Source organism: Pseudomonas proteolytica (genome assembly GCF_007858275.1).
Lineage (GTDB): Bacteria > Pseudomonadota > Gammaproteobacteria > Pseudomonadales > Pseudomonadaceae > Aquipseudomonas > Aquipseudomonas proteolytica.
Genome location: NZ_VFEV01000013.1, coordinates 1 through 17744, shown reverse-complemented (window position 1 = coordinate 17744; position 17744 = coordinate 1). Strand labels below are relative to the sequence as shown.

Annotated in this window: 15 protein-coding genes; 11 read left to right on the top strand and 4 right to left on the bottom strand. The window is 60.4% G+C overall.

Annotation, left to right across the window (positions count from 1 at the left end; genetic code table 11):
- Window positions 1-61: 61 nt before the first annotated feature.
- Window positions 62-820, bottom strand: a complete 759-nt coding sequence (locus FIV38_RS11425; protein WP_092234501.1) for a helix-turn-helix transcriptional regulator — start codon at window positions 818-820, stop codon at window positions 62-64.
- Window positions 821-954: 134 nt separating this feature from the next.
- On the opposite strand from FIV38_RS11425, the gene FIV38_RS11420 reads away from it, so the two are divergent.
- A complete protein-coding gene (locus FIV38_RS11420) occupies window positions 955-1764 on the top strand; it encodes a UDP-2,3-diacylglucosamine diphosphatase (RefSeq protein WP_029292463.1) in 810 nt (269 codons plus the stop codon).
- A 138-nt stretch (window positions 1765-1902) separates the two neighbouring features.
- Here the strand turns inward: FIV38_RS11420 and FIV38_RS11415 are convergent, their stop codons facing one another.
- The 3 genes from FIV38_RS11415 to phhA all read right to left on the bottom strand — a co-directional run bounded on the left by FIV38_RS11415 (window position 1903) and on the right by phhA (window position 4352).
- Entirely contained in the window at window positions 1903-3102 is a 1200-nt protein-coding gene (locus tag FIV38_RS11415; protein WP_166647835.1) for an amino acid aminotransferase, read from the bottom strand.
- The gene (locus FIV38_RS11410; RefSeq protein WP_017134918.1) at window positions 3099-3455 is read right to left on the bottom strand and encodes a 4a-hydroxytetrahydrobiopterin dehydratase; all 357 of its coding nucleotides are present in this window, start codon (window positions 3453-3455) and stop codon (window positions 3099-3101) included. Before FIV38_RS11410 ends, FIV38_RS11415 begins: the two co-directional genes overlap by 4 nt.
- A gap of 105 nt (window positions 3456-3560) precedes the next feature.
- Window positions 3561-4352, bottom strand: coding sequence for a phenylalanine 4-monooxygenase (gene phhA, locus FIV38_RS11405; protein WP_092234504.1), 792 nt, complete (start codon window positions 4350-4352; stop codon window positions 3561-3563).
- Between the two features lie 277 nt (window positions 4353-4629).
- Between phhA and FIV38_RS11400 the strand changes: the two genes are divergently transcribed.
- The 10 genes from FIV38_RS11400 to FIV38_RS11355 form a co-directional block, all read left to right on the top strand.
- Entirely contained in the window at window positions 4630-6192 is a 1563-nt protein-coding gene (locus FIV38_RS11400) for a sigma-54-dependent transcriptional regulator (RefSeq protein ID WP_092234507.1), read from the top strand.
- Window positions 6193-6489: 297 nt separating this feature from the next.
- Window positions 6490-7230 (top strand): flagellar basal body rod protein FlgF, encoded by a 741-nt coding sequence (locus FIV38_RS11395; RefSeq protein ID WP_029292474.1) that lies wholly within the window; start codon window positions 6490-6492, stop codon window positions 7228-7230.
- A 67-nt stretch (window positions 7231-7297) separates the two neighbouring features.
- Window positions 7298-8083: a flagellar basal-body rod protein FlgG gene (flgG, locus tag FIV38_RS11390; RefSeq protein WP_057958870.1), complete on the top strand. Its 786-nt coding sequence runs from the start codon at window positions 7298-7300 to the stop codon at window positions 8081-8083.
- A gap of 52 nt (window positions 8084-8135) precedes the next feature.
- Window positions 8136-8831 (top strand): flagellar basal body L-ring protein FlgH, encoded by a 696-nt coding sequence (gene flgH, locus FIV38_RS11385; protein WP_070995432.1) that lies wholly within the window; start codon window positions 8136-8138, stop codon window positions 8829-8831.
- A 27-nt stretch (window positions 8832-8858) separates the two neighbouring features.
- Window positions 8859-9947, top strand: a complete 1089-nt coding sequence (locus tag FIV38_RS11380; RefSeq protein ID WP_029292480.1) for a flagellar basal body P-ring protein FlgI — start codon at window positions 8859-8861, stop codon at window positions 9945-9947.
- A 10-nt stretch (window positions 9948-9957) separates the two neighbouring features.
- On the top strand, window positions 9958-11214 hold the full coding sequence (gene flgJ / locus FIV38_RS11375) for a flagellar assembly peptidoglycan hydrolase FlgJ (protein ID WP_092234510.1): 1257 nt from the start codon (window positions 9958-9960) through the stop codon (window positions 11212-11214).
- Between the two features lie 10 nt (window positions 11215-11224).
- A complete protein-coding gene (gene flgK / locus FIV38_RS11370; protein WP_029292484.1) occupies window positions 11225-13249 on the top strand; it encodes a flagellar hook-associated protein FlgK in 2025 nt (674 codons plus the stop codon).
- A gap of 14 nt (window positions 13250-13263) precedes the next feature.
- Window positions 13264-14883 (top strand): flagellar hook-associated protein 3, encoded by a 1620-nt coding sequence (locus tag FIV38_RS11365; protein WP_092234513.1) that lies wholly within the window; start codon window positions 13264-13266, stop codon window positions 14881-14883.
- A gap of 268 nt (window positions 14884-15151) precedes the next feature.
- Window positions 15152-16081, top strand: coding sequence for a ketoacyl-ACP synthase III (locus FIV38_RS11360; RefSeq protein ID WP_092234516.1), 930 nt, complete (start codon window positions 15152-15154; stop codon window positions 16079-16081).
- A 183-nt stretch (window positions 16082-16264) separates the two neighbouring features.
- Window positions 16265-17744: flagellin N-terminal helical domain-containing protein (locus FIV38_RS11355; protein ID WP_146492558.1), on the top strand; the 1480-nt coding region annotated here is incomplete at its 3' end.

Genomic DNA, 17744 nt, shown 5'->3' with positions numbered 1-17744 from the left:
CCAGTCTAGAGCGCCTGGCGCCTGGGTGTCTGTCGTGGGAATCGCCGGTTTTATCGCAGGACTAGCGCCTGTTGTCGAGCCGGCGCAGGGCTCCGGGCGAGCAGCCGAACTCGCGCAACACGGCCGCGGCAAACGCGCTTTGCGAGCCATAGCCGACCCGCGCGGCAATCTCGCCAATGGGCAGGAGGCTGTCGCGCAACAAGCCGCGGGCCATTTGCAGGCGGCGGGTGCGGATGTAGTCCATGGGGGTCAACCCGCATTCGGCGACAAAGCGGGCGTGCAGGCGGGCGACGGAAATATCTGCCAGCCGTGCCAGATCCGCGACCTGCAGCGGGTAGGCCGCGTGCTGGTCGATATGTGCGTTGAATGCGCCATAGGGCAGGCGTCGCGCGCTGGCTTGAGCAGGCGGCTGGCCATTGAGCGTAGCCAATAACAACACCGCGCCTTGCTGGGCGATCAGTGGGTCATCCAGCGCGCCGCTCGCCAGCCAGTTGACCAATTGGCCCTGGCGGGCATCCAGCTTCACCCGAGCCGGTTGGTCCAGCAGGCGGCGACTGGCATCCGCGTGCTCGCCCAAAGATTGCATCACCCACTGTTCGTCGGGCACATCCAGCACCAGGCATTGGCTGCCCCGGGGGCTGCCACAGCTGTGATGGGTGGAGAAGGGCAGGACCATCACCCCTTGCGGGCAGATTTCGCCGCCGATGCCTTCCACCTCGAAGTCCAGGCGGCCGGCCAGGCCAAACACCAGTTGCGCGTGGTCATGGCTATGGGCGATCAGGTCGTGGGTGTAATGGCGCAGCGTGAGGGTCGGTCTCATCGCAATCTCCCGGGCAGGCCGGCAGTTTACACCGCCCGACGCGCGGCGGGCGTTGTCATCTGACTGACGCAAGACTGTCATGGGCTATTAATTGCCCGGGAGCAAGCTGGCGAAAACACCCTCGAGGTATGCCCATGACCAGCGCCGAGCTCGCCAAACCCAGTCGCAAGCAACGGGTTCGCACCCTGTGGATCTCCGACGTGCACCTGGGCACCCGGGATTGCCAGGCCGAACATTTGTCGCGGTTTCTCAAGGGCTACCACGCCGACAAGGTGTACCTGGTGGGCGATATCATCGATGGCTGGAAAATGCGCGGCGGCATGTATTGGCCCCAGGCCCATACCAACGTGATCCGCCGCCTGCTGACCATGAGCAAGCGCGGCACCGAGGTGATCTACGTCACCGGTAACCATGACGAGTTTCTGCGCCGCTATTCCAAGCTGATCCTGGGCAATATCCAGTTGGTGGACGAAGCGGTGCATGTGACCGCCGATGGCCGGCATCTGCTGGTGATCCACGGCGACCAGTTCGACGTGATCACCCGCTACCATCGCTGGCTGGCGTTTCTTGGCGACTCGGCCTACGAATTCACCCTGACCCTCAACCGCTGGCTGAACCACTGGCGGGCACGCTACGGCTACGGTTATTGGTCGCTGTCGGCGTACCTCAAGCACAAGGTGAAGACGGCAGTGAGCTTTATCAGCGATTTTGAGGAAGCCATCGCCCACGAAGTGACCAAGCGCGAGTTGCACGGCGTGGTGTGCGGGCATATCCACCACGCGGAGATTCGCAAGGTGGGCGAGGTGGACTACCTCAATTGCGGGGATTGGGTGGAGTCGTGCACCGCGTTGATCGAGCACTGGGATGGGCATATCGAGCTGTATCGACTGGCGGATGCCCAGGCCAAGGAGGCGCAGGTCAAGGCCGAGATGGTTGCGGGCTGAAGATCGCCTCGGTCAAAAATGTGGGAGCGGCGGTGCGACGATTCGACTTGCTCGCGAATGCGGTGTATCAGTCAACATATCCATCACTGACCCACCGCATTCGCGAGCAAGCCCGCTCCCACATTTGATTCGGTTTCGTCAGTTGCGGCACACGTCTGCAATGGCCTCGGCCAGCAACCCCAGTCGCGTCTCATCAATCCCGGCGACGTTGGCGCGCCCGGAGCTGACCATGTACACGCTGTGTTTTTCCCGCAGTTGCTTCACCTGTTCGGCGCTCAGGCCGGTATAGGAAAACATCCCGCGCTGCACGCCGACATGGGCGAAACGCTCGGCCAATCCATGGGGCACCAGTGCTTCTACCAAGCCCGAACGCAACTGCGCGATGCGCGAGCGCATGCCTTCGACTTCGGCGCTCCACAGCTGTTTGAGTTCGGCATCACCCAAAATGGTGGCGACTACAGCAGCCCCATGATCCGGCGGTGTCGACCACAGGTTGCGCGCGATAAACGCCAGTTGGCTGCGCACATCCAGCAGCTTCTCGGCATCGTTGGCGCACACGATCAGCGCGCCGACGCGGTCGCTGTACAGGCCAAAATTCTTCGAGCAGGAACTGGTGATCAGCACCTCTGGCAGTTCATCGGCAAACAGGCGTACTGCCCACGCATCTTGCTCCAGGCCATCGCCAAAACCCTGGTAGGCGAAGTCGATCAGCGGCAGGAGGTGGCGTTCGCGCACGATCTGCAGCACCTGGCGCCAGTCGTCCTGGGACAGGTCGAAACCGGTGGGGTTGTGGCAGCAAGCGTGCAGCAGCACCACGTCGCCTTCGGGCACGGTGGCCAGGGTGGCGAGCATGGCCGGCACGTCCAGGCGGTTGTCACTGCCCACGTACGGGTAGTGGCTGACCTTGAGCCCGGCCTTGGCGAAGATGGTTTCGTGGATCGGCCACGTCGGGTTGCTCAGCCACACGCCACGGCCTGGCAGGCTGTGGGCGATGAAGTCGGCGCTCAGGCGCAGGGCACCGGTGCCACCCGGGGTTTGCGTGGCGCCAGCGCGTTGTGCCTTGAGCAGTGCGCTGCCTGCGCCCAGCACCAACTCACTGACCAGCCGGCCGAAAGCCGGGTCGCCATGCCCACCGATATAGGTCTTGGTGGTTTGCTGCTCGACCAGGCGCTGCTCGGCGCGCTTGACTGCCTGCAGGATCGGGGTCAGGCCCTGGGCATCCTTGTAGACGCCCACGCCGAGGTCGAATTTTTGCGGGTTGGCGTCCTTGGCATAGGACTCCATCAGCCCCAGGATCGGATCACCAGGCACCCGGCCAATATCGGCGAAATGCATCACTTGCGGCCCTCGGCATCCTTGGCCACTTCGTCGGTGCGCGCGGCCATGATGAAGTCGTTGCGGTGCAGGCCTTTGATCGAGTGGCTCCACCAGGTCACGGTGACTTTGCCCCATTCGGTCAGCAGGCCTGGGTGGTGGCCTTCAGCCTCGGAGATTTCGCCCATGGCGTTGGTAAAGGCCAGGGCGAATTTGAAGTTCTTGAACAGGAATACTTTTTCCAACTGCATCACACCGTCGCGCACTTCGATGTTCCAGTCGGGGATCTGCTTGATCAGCACCGGCAGTTCTTCGTCGCTGACTTGTGGGGCGTCGGCACGGCAGGCTTCGCAATGGGCTTGGTTCAAGGTGGTCATAAAGGTGTTCCTGAAATCGAGTATGTGGAATTCGGTTGCCAGTGGCGTCACCCTAAAGCAACGCGCGGCCAGGGAACAGACTCACCTGGCCTTTAAAGCATCAGTTCAAGCCGCCTTGGGCTTGGGTGGGAACAGCGGCGCGTGCAGACCCAACTGCATACCGCGCTCGACCATGCCCATGATGTCTTCCTGCGCCACTTCAAACAGGCGCTTGAGGTTGGGCAGGGCGAAATACAGCGGCTGCAGGATGTCGATGCGATAAGGGGTGCGCATGGCTTCCAGCGGATCGAAGGCTTGGTGCTTGGGCTCATCCGAGAGGCAGTACACCGTCTCTTTGGGTGACGACAGAATGCCGCCACCATAGATGCGTCGACCTTCAGGGGTGTCCACCAGGCCGAACTCGATAGTCATCCAGTACAGGCGCGCCAGGTACACGCGCTGCTCCTTGGTGGCGGCGAGGCCGAGCTTGCCGTAGGTGTGGGTGAATTCGGCGAACCAGGGGTTGGTCAGCAGTGGGCAGTGGCCGAAAATCTCGTGGAAAATATCCGGTTCTTGCAGGTAATCCAGCTCTTCACGGGTACGAATAAAGGTCGCCACCGGAAACTGCTTGTTGGCGAGCAATTCAAAGAAGGTCTGGAAGGGGATCAGCGCCGGCACCCGCGCCACTTGCCAGCCGGTGGTTTGGGCTAGCACTTTGTTGATTTCCGCCAGTTGCGGAATACGGTCGTGGGGCAGGTCGAGCTTCTCGATACCGTCCAGGTATTCCTGGCAGGCGCGACCCTCGATCACTTTCAGTTGGCGAGTGATCAGGGTGTTCCACACCGCATGTTCTTCGGGCGGGTAGTGGATAAAACCTTGCGCATCGGGCTCGCGGGCCACGTAGTGCGTCTGCTTCATACGGCTCTCCTGCTAGGCATTCGTTCTTGTTATGTCCTGCTATGGCCTTATTGATACTCCGCCTGGCGGTGGATTCCACCTGTCATTAGGGCAGGGCTGTAGGAAAATGCACCGATTATCGTAAAGTATTCGTTACGGATTAGGCGTGGCGCACGCTGCATTGTGATTTTCGGATGGGAAAAGGTCGTTGGCTGTCACATAATCTTGACGACTATCTGCGTCCGGCGACAAAAAGACGCAGCTCGATCAGCTCTCCTACAACAAACCGGGCCTTTACATGCGTATCAAAGTGCATTGCCAGAACCGCATCGGCATCCTGCGGGACATTCTCAACCTGCTGGTGGAGTACGGCGTCAACGTGGCCAAGGGCGAGGTCGGTGGCGAGCATGGCAATGCCATTTACCTGTACTGCCCGAACCTGGTGAACATGCAGTTCCAGGCCCTGCGCCCGCAGTTCGAGGCAATCGCCGGGGTATTTGGCGTCAAGCGGGTAGGGCTGATGCCCAGCGAGCGTCGGCACATGGAACTCAACGCCTTGCTCGGAGCGTTGGAATTCCCGGTGCTGTCCATCGACATGGGCGGCTCGATTGTCGCGGCCAACCGCGCTGCGGCGCAGTTGCTCGGGGTGCGGGTGGACGAAGTGCCGGGCATTCCCTTGTCACGCTACGCCGAGGACTTCGACCTGCCGGAACTGGTGCGCGCCAGCAAGTCGCGGATCAATGGCCTGCGGGTCAAGGTCAAGGGCGATGTGTTCCTGGCCGATATCGCCCCCTTGCAATCCTCCGAGCATGACGACAGCGAAGCCATGGCTGGCGCCGTGTTGACCTTGCACCGTGCCGACCGCGTCGGTGAGCGTATCTACAATGTGCGCAAGCAGGAGTTGCGCGGCTTCGACAGCATTTTCCAAAGCTCCAAAGTGATGGCAGCGGTGGTGCGTGAAGCCCGGCGCATGGCGCCCCTCGACGCCCCTCTATTAATAGAAGGTGAAACCGGCACCGGCAAGGAGCTGCTGGCACGCGCCTGTCACCTGGCCAGCCCGCGCGGGCAGTCTCCGTTGATGGCGCTCAATTGCGCTGGGTTGCCGGAGTCGATGGCCGAAACCGAGCTGTTTGGCTACGGTCCCGGCGCATTTGAAGGGGCGCGTGCAGAGGGCAAGCTCGGGCTGCTGGAGCTGACGGCAGGCGGTACGTTGTTTTTGGATGGCGTGGGCGAAATGAGCGCGAGGTTGCAGGTGAAATTGCTGCGCTTTCTGCAGGATGGCTGCTTCCGCCGTGTAGGCAGCGATGAAGAGGTCTACCTGGATGTGCGGGTGATCTGCGCGACCCAGGTGGACTTGTCGGAACTGTGTGCCCGCGGGGAGTTTCGCCAGGACCTGTATCACCGGCTCAACGTGTTATCGCTGCATATCCCGCCGCTGCGCGAATGCCTTGACGGTTTACCGCCGCTGGTCGAGCACTTTATCGACCAGGCCAGCCGCCTGATTGGCTGCCCGCTGCCCAAGCTGGCGCCGGCGGCCATGGAGCGGCTCAGTCACTACCATTGGCCGGGTAACGTGCGGCAGTTGGAAAACGTGCTGTTCCAGGCGGTGTCGTTGTGTGAGGGCGGCACAATCAAGGCTGAGCATATTCGCCTGCCGGACTACGGCGTGCGCCAGCCCCTTGGCGATTTCTCCCTGGAGGGTGGGCTGGAGGAGATTGTCGGGCGGTTTGAAAAGGCGGTGCTGGAGAGCCTGTATGTCGAGCATCCCAGCAGTCGGTTGTTGGGTAAGCGCCTGGGTGTATCCCACACCACCATCGCCAATAAACTGCGCGATTACGCAGTGCTCAAGGCCGACAAATAAACCCCTGACACAACGGGATTAAAAATGTGGGAGCGGCGGTGCGACGATTCGACTTGCTCGCTCCCACACAAGCCCACTCCCCATTGAATTTGTATAGCTGCCAAGACCGCTGTTTGCCGCAACCGGCAGAACTCCGCCGTTTTTCCGACTCGTCCTGCCCCTACGATAATCCTCGATACGCCCCAACCCCTTGCCCCGCCTGGCTTTCCCCGGCTTTTAAAAAGTTGGTGCGCAAATTGCTAAAGACTCCTCAGTACATCGGTGGGCGGCAAACGTCCGTCAGTAAGAGGAATGAGCGTGGACAAGTACCTTTATGTGGCAATGACCGGCGCCAGCCAGAATGCACTGGCGCAAAAGGCCCATGCCAACAACCTGGCGAACATTTCCACCAACGGTTTTCAGCGTGACCTGGAGCAGGCCCGCTCGATGCCGGTGTTTGGTGACAGCTTTCCGGCGCGGGCGTTTGCCCTGACCGAGCGGCCGGGCACTGATTTTTCCCCTGGCTCGATGGTCGAGACCGGTCGTGACCTGGACGTTGCCGTCGGCGGCGATGGCTGGATCGCGGTGCAGACCCCCGATGGTGGCGAAGCCTACGTGCGTACCGCCAGCATGAATATCGATGCGCTCGGCGTCCTGCGGGCCGGCAACGGCATGCCGATCATGGGCAATGGCGGGCCGATTTCCGTGCCGCCCGAGCAGAAGGTCGAAATCGGCGAAGACGGCACCATCAGCATCCGCGCCATGGGCGAAGGCCCGCGGGTGATGGCTGAAGTGGACCGCATCAAGCTGGTCAAGCCAGACCTGGCCAACATGACCAAGGGCCTGGACGGCGCGATCCACACCAAGGACGGCCAGCCCGCGGTGGCCGATGCCAGCGTCAAGGTGAATTCGGGCTTTTTGCAGTCGAGCAACGTCAATGCCGTCGAAGAAATGACCGCGGTGCTGGCCTTGTCCAAGCAGTTCGAATTGCACGTGAAAATGATGAACAGCGCCAAAGAAGACGACCAGGCCATGACCCGCGTCATGCAGATGAGCTGATTGCAGCGCCACTGACCACCAATTTCGTAACGCGGCGCCAACAAACAGGCGCACGAAGGAGAACAGCATGCTTCCGGCTCTATGGGTTGCCAAAACCGGTCTGTCCGCCCAGGACACCAACCTGACCGTTATTTCCAACAACCTGGCGAACGTTTCGACCACGGGCTTCAAGCGTGATCGCGCCGAGTTCCAGGACCTGCTCTATCAGATCAAGCGCCAGCCGGGTGCGCAGTCGACCCAGGACAGCGAATTGCCGTCGGGCCTGCAAGTGGGTACGGGTGTGTCCATCGTCGGCACCCAGAAGAACTTCACCGCCGGTAACCTGCAACAGACCGGGCAGCCGCTGGACATGGCGATCAATGGCCGTGGGTTCTTCCAGATCCTGCAACCGGATGGCACTACTTCCTACACCCGTGACGGTACTTTCCACCTGGATTCCAACGGCCAGGTCGTGACCGCCAACGGCTTTGCCCTGGAACCGGCGATTGTCGTGCCCAACGATGCCCAGACCTTCACGGTCGGCGCCGACGGCACCGTGTCGGTCACTATCGCCGGCAACCCGGCGTCGCAAGTGATCGGCAACCTGCAGACCGCCGACTTCATCAACCCGGCCGGCCTGCAAGCCACCGGTAACAACCTGTTCCTGGAAACCGCCGCCAGCGGCGCGCCGCAAGTCGGCACCCCGGGCCTCAACGGGTTTGGCACCACCCTGCAAAGCACCCTGGAAACCTCCAACGTCAGCACCGTGGAAGAGATGGTCAACATGATCACCACCCAGCGTGCCTACGAGATGAACTCCAAGGTGATCTCCACCGCCGACCAGATGCTTTCGTTCGTTACGCAGAATCTGTAATCCAGTCTATGGGGCGCTCATAAGGCGCCTGCAACACCGTGAGGTAAGGGTCATGAGTCGCTTTGTTTCTGTTCTGGCATTGAGTGGGATTGCCGTGCTCGCGGGCTGTGTCGCCCCGGCGCCAAAACCCAATGACCCGTACTACGCGCCGGTGTTGCCGCGCACGCCGCTGCCTGCCGCCGCCAACAACGGTTCGATCTACCAGGCCGGTTTCGAACAGAACCTGTACAGCGACCGCAAGGCATTCCGGGTCGGGGACATCATCACCATCACCCTGAACGAGCGCACCACGGCGAGCAAGAACGCCAACTCCCAGGTGGCCAAGAACAGCAAGACCGGCATCGGCCTGACCTCGCTGTTTGGCGGTGGCTTGAACACCAACAACCCGTTGGGCAGTGGTGACTTGAGCCTGGACGTGGGCTACAGCGGCGACCGCGCCACCAACGGCAGCAGCAAGGCCGGGCAGGGCAACAGCCTGGTGGGCTCGATCACGGTGACGGTGGCCGATGTACTGCCCAACGGCATCATTGCCGTGCGCGGCGAAAAATGGATGACCCTCAACACCGGTGACGAACTGGTGCGCATTGCCGGCATGGTGCGGGCGGACGATATCGCCACCGACAACACCGTGCCGTCCACGCGGATCGCCGATGCACGCATTACCTATTCGGGTACGGGTTCGTTTGCCGACGCCAGTCAGCCGGGTTGGTTTGACCGTTTCTTCCTTAGCCCGCTGTTCCCTTTCTAGGTGATCACTTTGAATCTCAAACAGCTGATGGCAGCGGTGTTGTTGCTCTCCCTGAGCGTCGCTGCCCAGGCCGAACGCCTGAAGGACATCGCCAGTATTTCCGGGGTGCGCACCAACCAGTTGATCGGTTACGGCCTGGTGGTGGGTCTCAACGGTACGGGTGACCAGACCACCCAGACCCCGTTCACCCTGCAGACCTTCAACAACATGCTCTCGCAGTTCGGGATCAAAGTGCCGCCCGGCTCGGGCAACGTGCAGTTGAAAAACGTCGCGGCGGTGTCGATCAGTGCCGATCTGCCGGCGTTCTCCAAGCCAGGGCAGGTGGTGGACATCACCGTGTCGTCGATTGGTAACTCGAAAAGCCTGCGCGGCGGCACCTTGCTGATGACCCCGCTCAAAGGTATCGACGGCAACGTCTACGCCATCGCCCAGGGCAACCTGGTGGTGGGCGGGTTTGATGCTGAAGGTCGCGACGGTTCGAAGATCACCGTCAACGTGCCATCGGCCGGGCGGATTCCTGGCGGCGCCACGGTGGAACGCACCGTGCCCAGCGGATTCAACCAGGGCAACAGCCTGACCCTGAACCTCAACCGTTCGGACTTCACCACCGCCAAGCGCGTGGTGGACAAGATCAACGACATGCTCGGCCCTGGTGTGGCCCAGGCCATCGACGGCGGCTCGATCCGCGTGACCGCGCCGCTGGACCCAAGCCAGCGTGTGGACTACCTGTCGATCCTGGAAAACCTTGAGGTTGATCCGGGTCAGGCGGTGGCCAAGGTCATCATCAACTCGCGTACCGGCACCATCGTGATCGGGCAGAACGTCAAGGTGTCGCCAGCGGCCGTGACCCACGGCAGCTTGACCGTGACCATTACCGAAGACCCGATTGTCAGCCAGCCTGGGGCGTTTTCCAACGGCGAAACCGCCGTGGTCCCACGCTCGCGGGTCAATGCCCAGCAAGAAGCCAAGCCGATGTTCAAGTTCGGCCCCGGTACCACCCTGGATGAAATCGTACGAGCGGTGAACCAGGTGGGCGCGGCGCCCGGCGACTTGATGGCGATCCTTGAAGCCCTGAAACAGGCCGGCGCCTTGCAAGCCGACCTGATCGTGATTTGAGGCCGTAGCCATGGACATGCGCAAGAGCGGTATCGCCAGCACGGCCGACTCGGGGTCTTACTCGGACCTGAACCGGCTTAACCAGCTCAAGTTCGGCGACAAGAACAGCGAAGGCAACATGCGCAAGGTGGCGCAGGAGTTCGAGTCGCTGTTTCTCAACGAGATGCTCAAGTCCATGCGCTCGGCCACCGATGCCCTGGGCAAGGACAACCCGCTGAACACCCCAGCGGCCAAGCAGTACCAGGAAATGTACGACCAGCAACTGGCCGTCTCGCTGTCCCGCGAGGGCGGCGGTATTGGCCTGGCGGACGTGCTGTTGCGCCAGATGCAAAAGAACAAGCCAGTGGAAGGGCAAGCCTCGACGTTGCAGGGGCCGGACGCGGTCGAGAAGAAAGTCGACGTACCGACGCCGATTGCCGCCGGCACCCAGGCGGATGGCCCGCTGGGTCGTTCCAATGGCCAGCGCGCGCTGTGGGCGGCGCGGGTCGAGGTGGCGCCACGGGCCGATGACGGCACCCTGCGCAATGACATGGCGTTGATGAATCAGCGGCGCATTGCCTTGCCAAGCAAACTCACCGATCGCCTGCTGGCCGGTATCGTGCCGGGTGTCGAGGCGCCGGGCGCGGCCAAGGCCGCACCACTGCGCAACAGTGCCGCCGAAGATGGCGTGATCAACGGTGCCGCGCGCACTTTTGCCGCCCGCGATTCGCGCATGCAGATCTACGGCCGTGCCGTGGCCCAGCCACCGCTGGCGCCGGCGAAAAAAGCCTTCAGCTCGCAAGACGAATTTGTCGCCACCATGCTGCCCATGGCCAAGCAGGCGGCCGAACGCATTGGCATCGACCCACGTTACCTGGTGGCCCAGGCTGCCCTGGAAACCGGTTGGGGCAAATCGGTGATGCGCCAGCAAGACGGCAGCAGCAGTCACAACCTGTTTGGCATCAAGGCAGGCCAAAGTTGGCAGGGCGCCCAGGCACGGGCGATCACCAGCGAGTTTCGCAATGGCGAGATGGTCAAGGAAACGGCGCAGTTCCGTTCCTACGACTCTTATCAGGACAGCTTCCACGACCTCGTGACCTTGTTGCAAAGCAATGAAAGATATCAAGAAGTCCTGAAGTCGGCCGATAACCCGGAACAGTTTGTACGCGAGTTGCAAAAAGCCGGTTATGCAACGGATCCGGCGTACGCCAGCAAGATTTCGCAGATCGCCAAAACCATGAACAGCTATCAAAACTACGCTGCCGCTGGCGCATCCACTCATTTATAAGGTTTGAACCATGGGTTTGCTCAATATCGGGATGTCAGGACTCAATGCGGCTCAGGGATCGCTTGCGACCTTGAGTAACAACATTGCCAACGCCAAGACCCCTGGATACTCGCGTCAGCAGACCATGCAGACGGCCAACGGCATGTCCGGGGTCGGCGGGGTCTTTGTCGGCACCGGCACCACGCTGTCGGATGTGCGCCGGGTGTATAACCAGTTTCTTGACACCCAGTTGCAGACCACCACGTCGCTGAACTTCGACGCCAAGGCTTATCTGGACCAGATCGGTTCGGTGGACAAGCTGCTGTCCGACAAGTCCACCGGTGTCGGTGCGGCCTTGAACAGCTTCTTCGCCGCATTGCAGACGTCTTCGGCCAACCCCAGCGACAACTCCGCGCGCCAACTGGTATTGACCATTGCCCAGACCCTGGGCAATCGCTTCAACTCGATTGCCACCGAACTGAACAAGCAGAAAGAAGGCATCAACAGCCAACTGGAGACGATCACCGGCCAGGTCAACCAATTGACCTCTTCGATCGCCTCCCTCAATCAGCAGATTTTCCAGGCCAAGGGCCAGGGCAATGGCGAGCCGGCGAACCTGCTGGATGCGCGCAACGAAGCCGTGCGCTCGCTCAACGAGCTGGTTGGGGTCAAGGTCACTGAGTCGGACGGCCATTTCAATGTCTCCCTGGGCACTGGGCAGACCCTGGTTGCGGACGGTGTGTCGAACAAGCTGTCGGCGGTGCCGAGCAAGGATGACAAGAGCCAGTACTCGGTGGTGCTGACCACCGGCGGGCAAGCGATGGACGTCAGCTCAGTGATCAGCGGTGGCTCCATCGGCGGCTTGCTGCGTTATCGCCAGGACGTGTTGATGCCGGCCATCAATGACCTGGGGCGTACCGCGATGGTTGTCGGTGAAGCGGTCAATACCCAGTTGGGGCAGGGCCTGGACGCCAATGGGCAGTTCGGCGCCGCGCTGTTCAATGACATCAACAGCGTATTTGCCATTGGCCAGCGCAGTGTGGGCGGCTCGAACAACAGCGCGAACTCCGGCAACCTGAACGTCACGATCAAAGACACCAGCAAACTGAGCACCTTTGACTACAAGGTGACCTTCAGTGACGACAAGATGTACAGCGTCCTGCGTTCGGACGGTAAGTCCATGGGGCCCTTCGACGTCACCCAGACCCCTCCGGAAATCGACGGCTTCACCCTGGCCCTCGATGGCAAGGGCCCGGTAGCTGCGGGCGATACGTTCAAGGTCAGCCCGACCGCTGGCGGCGCGATGGACCTGAAGGTGGTGATGACCGACCCCAACAAGCTGGCGTTTTCTGCGCCGCTGCTGGCCGAGGGCAACAAAAACAACAGTGGTACTGGCGTGTTTGAACCGCCGACCCTGACGCTGCCCCTGGACATCCATGGCGGCGCCGATACTGCGCAGCTGGAAGCGGCGATCAAGTCGTCGATGCCGGTCAAGATGACCTTTGGCGAGCGTGCCGCCGATGGCACCCAGAGCTATGTGATCAATAACGCACAGGGCCAGCCCATTGGCACCGGCACCATCGTGCCGGGCCAGGACAACAAACTGACGATCAAGGTGCCCTACGTCGACGCCGGCGGTAATGCGCAGACGTTCGGGGTGGACACCGTGATCCGTGGCGAGCCGAAGCCGGACGACAGCTACACCGTGTCGTTCAACAGCAGCGGCAAGCTCGACAACCGCAATGCCCTGCAATTGCTCGACCTGCAAACCCGCAAGACCGTGGGCGCAACTGATGGCAATGCGGGCGTGAGCATGAGCACCGCGTACAGCCAGTTGGTGTCGAGCGTCGGCGGCAAGGCCAGCCAGGCCAACGTCGACAACAGCGCGACCGGCGCCATGCTCGCGGCCGCCACGTCCAATCGCAGCTCCGTGTCCCAGGTCAACCTGGATGAGGAGGCCGGCGACATGATCCGTTTCCAGCAGTACTACACCGCGTCGTCGCAGATCATTAAAGCTGCGCAAGAAACCTTCAGCACGCTGATCAACAGTCTTTAAGGGAGTTTGAGACGATGCGAATCTCGACCGAACAGTATTTCAATACCACGACTGCGCGTTATACCAACAACTTCTCCAACGTCACCAAGACCCAGCAGCAGATCGACTCCGGCGTACGTATCCAAACTGCGGCGGATGATCCGGTGGGCGCGGCGCGTTTGCTGCTGCTGCAACAGCAGCAGGACATGTTGGGGCAGTATGCGGGCAATATCAGCAGCATGAAGAACTCGCTTAATAGCGAGGAAAGCGTGCTTGACGGTATCAACACGGCCCTGCAACGTGCCGGCGAATTGGCTCTGCAGGTTGGGGGCAAGGGCGGCGGCGGCATTAGCGATGCGGAGCGAAAGGCGGTAGCCGCCGAAATTGGTGAAATCGAGAAGCAGGTTCTGAGCCTGCTCAACAGCAAGGATTCATCCGGCCATTACTTGTTTGCCGGCGGCAAGAGCGATACGCCGCCCTACGCTCGCAACAGCGATGGGACCTACAGCTACAAGGGTGACGAAACTCCCCTGAGCCTGAAGGTTTCGGACACCTTGTCGATGGTGGTCAACGACACCGGCAAGTCGATTCTTGAGGGCACGGTCAACGCCGGTCGTACGCAGGCCACTGGTAGCGTCAACGATGGCAAGGTGCTGGTCTCGAGCGGCATCGTGACCTCGCCTTCTAACTACGACAGCAGCTTCACTGATGGTCAGCCGTATAAGCTGACCTTTATCAGCAGTACGGAGTACACCGTATCGGATGCGGCGGGTAACGACATCACCTCGCAAACCCCGGGTAATGGCAAGTTCGATGCGACCAAGGAAGGAAGTGCGTCGGTCACCGTGCATGGTGTGACCTTTGATATCAGCCAGAAACTAGGGGATACCAAACCCGGTGCCGAGGCTGATGCGGTGTACAAAGACCGGGAATTCACCCTGCAAAGCAAACCGGACAGTTTCAGTATCTCGCGTACTCCGAGCAATACGTCCTCCGCGCAATTGGCGGGAGGTACTATCACCAGCCAAGCGGACTACGGTAGCACCTTCCCGAACAAGGGCGCGGTGATCAAATTTACCTCGAGCACCGCGTACGAGGTGTATGCCCAGCCGATCACGGCCGACAGCAAGCCGGTCTCCAACGGTACTGTGGTGCCTGGCACGCCAGCACAGCCGGGGCCGCCGCCTGTGCTCGCGACGCCAGGCAGCATCACGGCGGCCGGGGTGAAGTTCGACCTCACTGGTGCGCCAGATATTGGTGACCAGTTCGCCGTGGGTTCCAATACCCACAAGACGCAAAATGCGCTGGATACCCTAAGCCAGTTGCGCCAGGCCCTCGAAACGCCTTCCGATGGCGACCCGATTGCTCAGGCCATGGTGACTGACGTGGTCAACTCGGCCATCACCAATATCAAGACCTCTATGGCTCAAGTTGACAGTGTGCGGGGTTCCATTGGTGCTCGATTGAACTCGCTGGCGATTCAGGAAACTGAGAATACCAGCATGGTGTTGGCCAATAAATCGACGACCGCTGCCATTGGTGACACCGACATGGCTACGGCCTCCGTTGATCTGGCGTTCCAGAAGGCAATGCTGGAGGCTTCGCAGTTGGCCTTTGTGAAGATCTCCCAATTAAGCCTGTTCAGCAAGATGTAATTGTCCCGGAAATCCCCGGCGGCCCACCCTGGAAACAGGCTGGGCCGTTGTCGTTTTTGGCGCAGGCTTTTAAACAAAGCGCACAAAAATGAGTGACCTATGAGTCATAAAGCGCATCTTCACTGTATCGTGTGAAAAGGCCAGACCGCTTTCCAGGCTTTGGCTTCGGTAGTTTCGGCGGGTTTTTGCGGGGTTATCCCCTTTATTGTCAGCGCTCCTGAAGGGTTTTCAGGGGTGTTCTCCAGCTATTTTGTATTGGGAAGCCACAATGATTGGCATAAAAAGCATCGCCAGCTACGTGCCGGCAGAAGGGCTGGACAACTACGCCCAGGGTGCCAAATTCGCCAAGGATGAAGAATTCATCATTGGCAAGATCGGCTCGGCATTCCTGCCGCGCAAGGATGCTGCACAGGAAACCTCGGATTTGTGCGTCGAGGCGGTCAATGCCTTGTTTGCCAACAACCCCGAGCTCAAGCGTGAGTCGATTGACGCGCTGATCGTCGTGACCCAGAACGGCGACGAAGAAGGGCTGCCGCACACCGCCGCCATTGTCCAGGACAAGCTGGGCCTGCCGACCCACGTCGCGGCTTTCGATATTTCCCTGGGCTGCTCCGGCTACGTCTACGGTATTTACGCGATGAAGGGCTTCATGGAAGCCGCCGGCCTGAAAAACGGCCTGCTGGTGACCGCCGACCCGTACTCGAAGATCGTCGACCCGGAAGACCGCAACACCACCATGCTGTTCGGCGACGCCGCCACCGCTACCTGGATGGGCGAAGACGCCACCTGGCAGTTGGGCAAGGCCAAGTTCGGTACCGACGGTTCCGGCGCACCGCATTTGAAGGTCAGCGATGGCGTGTTCTTCATGAACGGCCGCCAGGTGTTCAACTTCGCCCTGCTCAAGGTGCCAGCGCACCTGCACGAGCTGCTCAACGAGTCGGACCTGAAGGCCGATGATATTGACGCGTTCTGCATCCACCAGGGCAGTGCGGCGATTGTCGACGCCGTGGCCCGCCGTTTTGAAGATGCGCCGGTGGAGAAGTTCATCAAGGACATGGTCGAGACCGGTAACACCGTGTCATCGAGCATTCCGCTGCTGCTGGAAAAGCACGTGATGGACGCCGAGTGGAAGCGCGTGGCCATCAGTGGCTTTGGTGTTGGCTTGTCCTGGGGATCGGCGATTATATACCGGCTTTAATGTAGAGTTTTGCTTGGTTCCTCAAGCGCCCAAGGTCAATCGCCTTGGGCGTTTTCATTATTCTGTAGGAAATTTCTCAAGAAACTATCAGGCGCGACGATAAGTATGACGAAGGTTTTCTAGGCCGACCCAGGCGCTTGCCCCGGCCGGAAGCCGTAGCACTCAATCCACGAGGGACTCGTCATGGCTTTATCCGTAAACACCAACATCACGTCCTTGGGCGTTCAGAAGAACCTGAACAAGGCTTCCGACGCACTGAGCACCTCGATGAGCCGCTTGTCTTCCGGCCTGAAAATCAACAGCGCCAAAGACGATGCTGCCGGCATGCAGATCGCTAACCGTCTGACCAGCCAGGTCAAAGGCCTGACTGTCGCTGTAGCTAACGCCAACAACGGCGTGTCGATTGCCCAGACTGCTGAAGGCGCGATGCAAGAATCGACCAACATTCTGCAGCGTATGCGTGAACTGGCCCTGCAATCGGCGAACGGTTCGAACAGCGATGACGACCGTACGTCCCTGCAGCAGGAATTCACGGCGCTGACCGGTGAATTGACCCGTATTTCCCAGACTACCAACTTCGGTGGCCGTAAACTTCTGGACGGTTCGTTCGACAACGTAGGCTTCCAGATCGGCGCCAACGCCAACGAAACCATTTCGTTTGGTATGACTGATATCAGTGCTACCGGCCTGAAAGGTTCCTACGGCGAAGCCAAGGCTGCTGGTGTTGCGACCGACCTGTCGGCCAAGGTGACCGGTGGTGAAGGTAGCTTCGACGGTGGCTTCGCTACCTCCACCGCTTACACCACCACTACTGCTGCTCGTGTTCTGACGGTCAATGGTACCGCGATCAACGTTGGTAGTGGTGTTGACCGTGCTGCTGCTATTGGCCTGATCAATGGTCAGACCGGTACTACCGGTGTCAAGGCTGAAGCCGATGGCGCTGGCAACATCAAAATGACCTCCACCGCAGCGTTTGCGATTCAGGGTGATAACGCAGAAGTAGCGCCAACCACGGCTACTAACGCAGCAGCGTTCACTGGTCTGTCTCAGGCTGCTGAAATCAATATCAACGGCACCACTGTGACCATCGCTGCCGGTCAGACGCTGACCCAGGCAGTTGCTACTATCAATACTCCGGCCACCGTAACGGCTACTGGCGTAACTGCTTCGCAGCAGGATGGTCGTCTGGTTCTGACTTCTGCCGATGGCAAGGCTATTAAGCTTGACAACGGTGCTGGTGCTGCCAACGGCCCAGGTGCTCTGGCTCGCTTGGGGCTGCAGTCGGGCACCACTCAGGCCAAACTGACCGCCGATACTTCAGTCGTCCTCAATGGCGTGGAAGTTAAGTTCAAGAAGGGTGACACCGCAGACGCGATCGTTTCTTCGATCAACAGCGCAAGCACCGGTGTGACGGCTAGCAAGAATGCTGACAACACCTTGGCACTGTTCTCCAACAAAACCTTTAGCGTGGCCAACGGCAGTGCTGGTACCGGCCTGGCTCAACTGGGCTTGACGGCGGGTACTTCGACGGCGATCACCGTGGAAACCACCGTTTCCAACCTGAGCATCCAGGATGCAGCTTCGTCGCAGCGATCGGTTCAGGCGCTGAACGATGCGATCCAGCAGATCGACAGCCAGCGTTCCCAGTTGGGTGCAGTGCAAA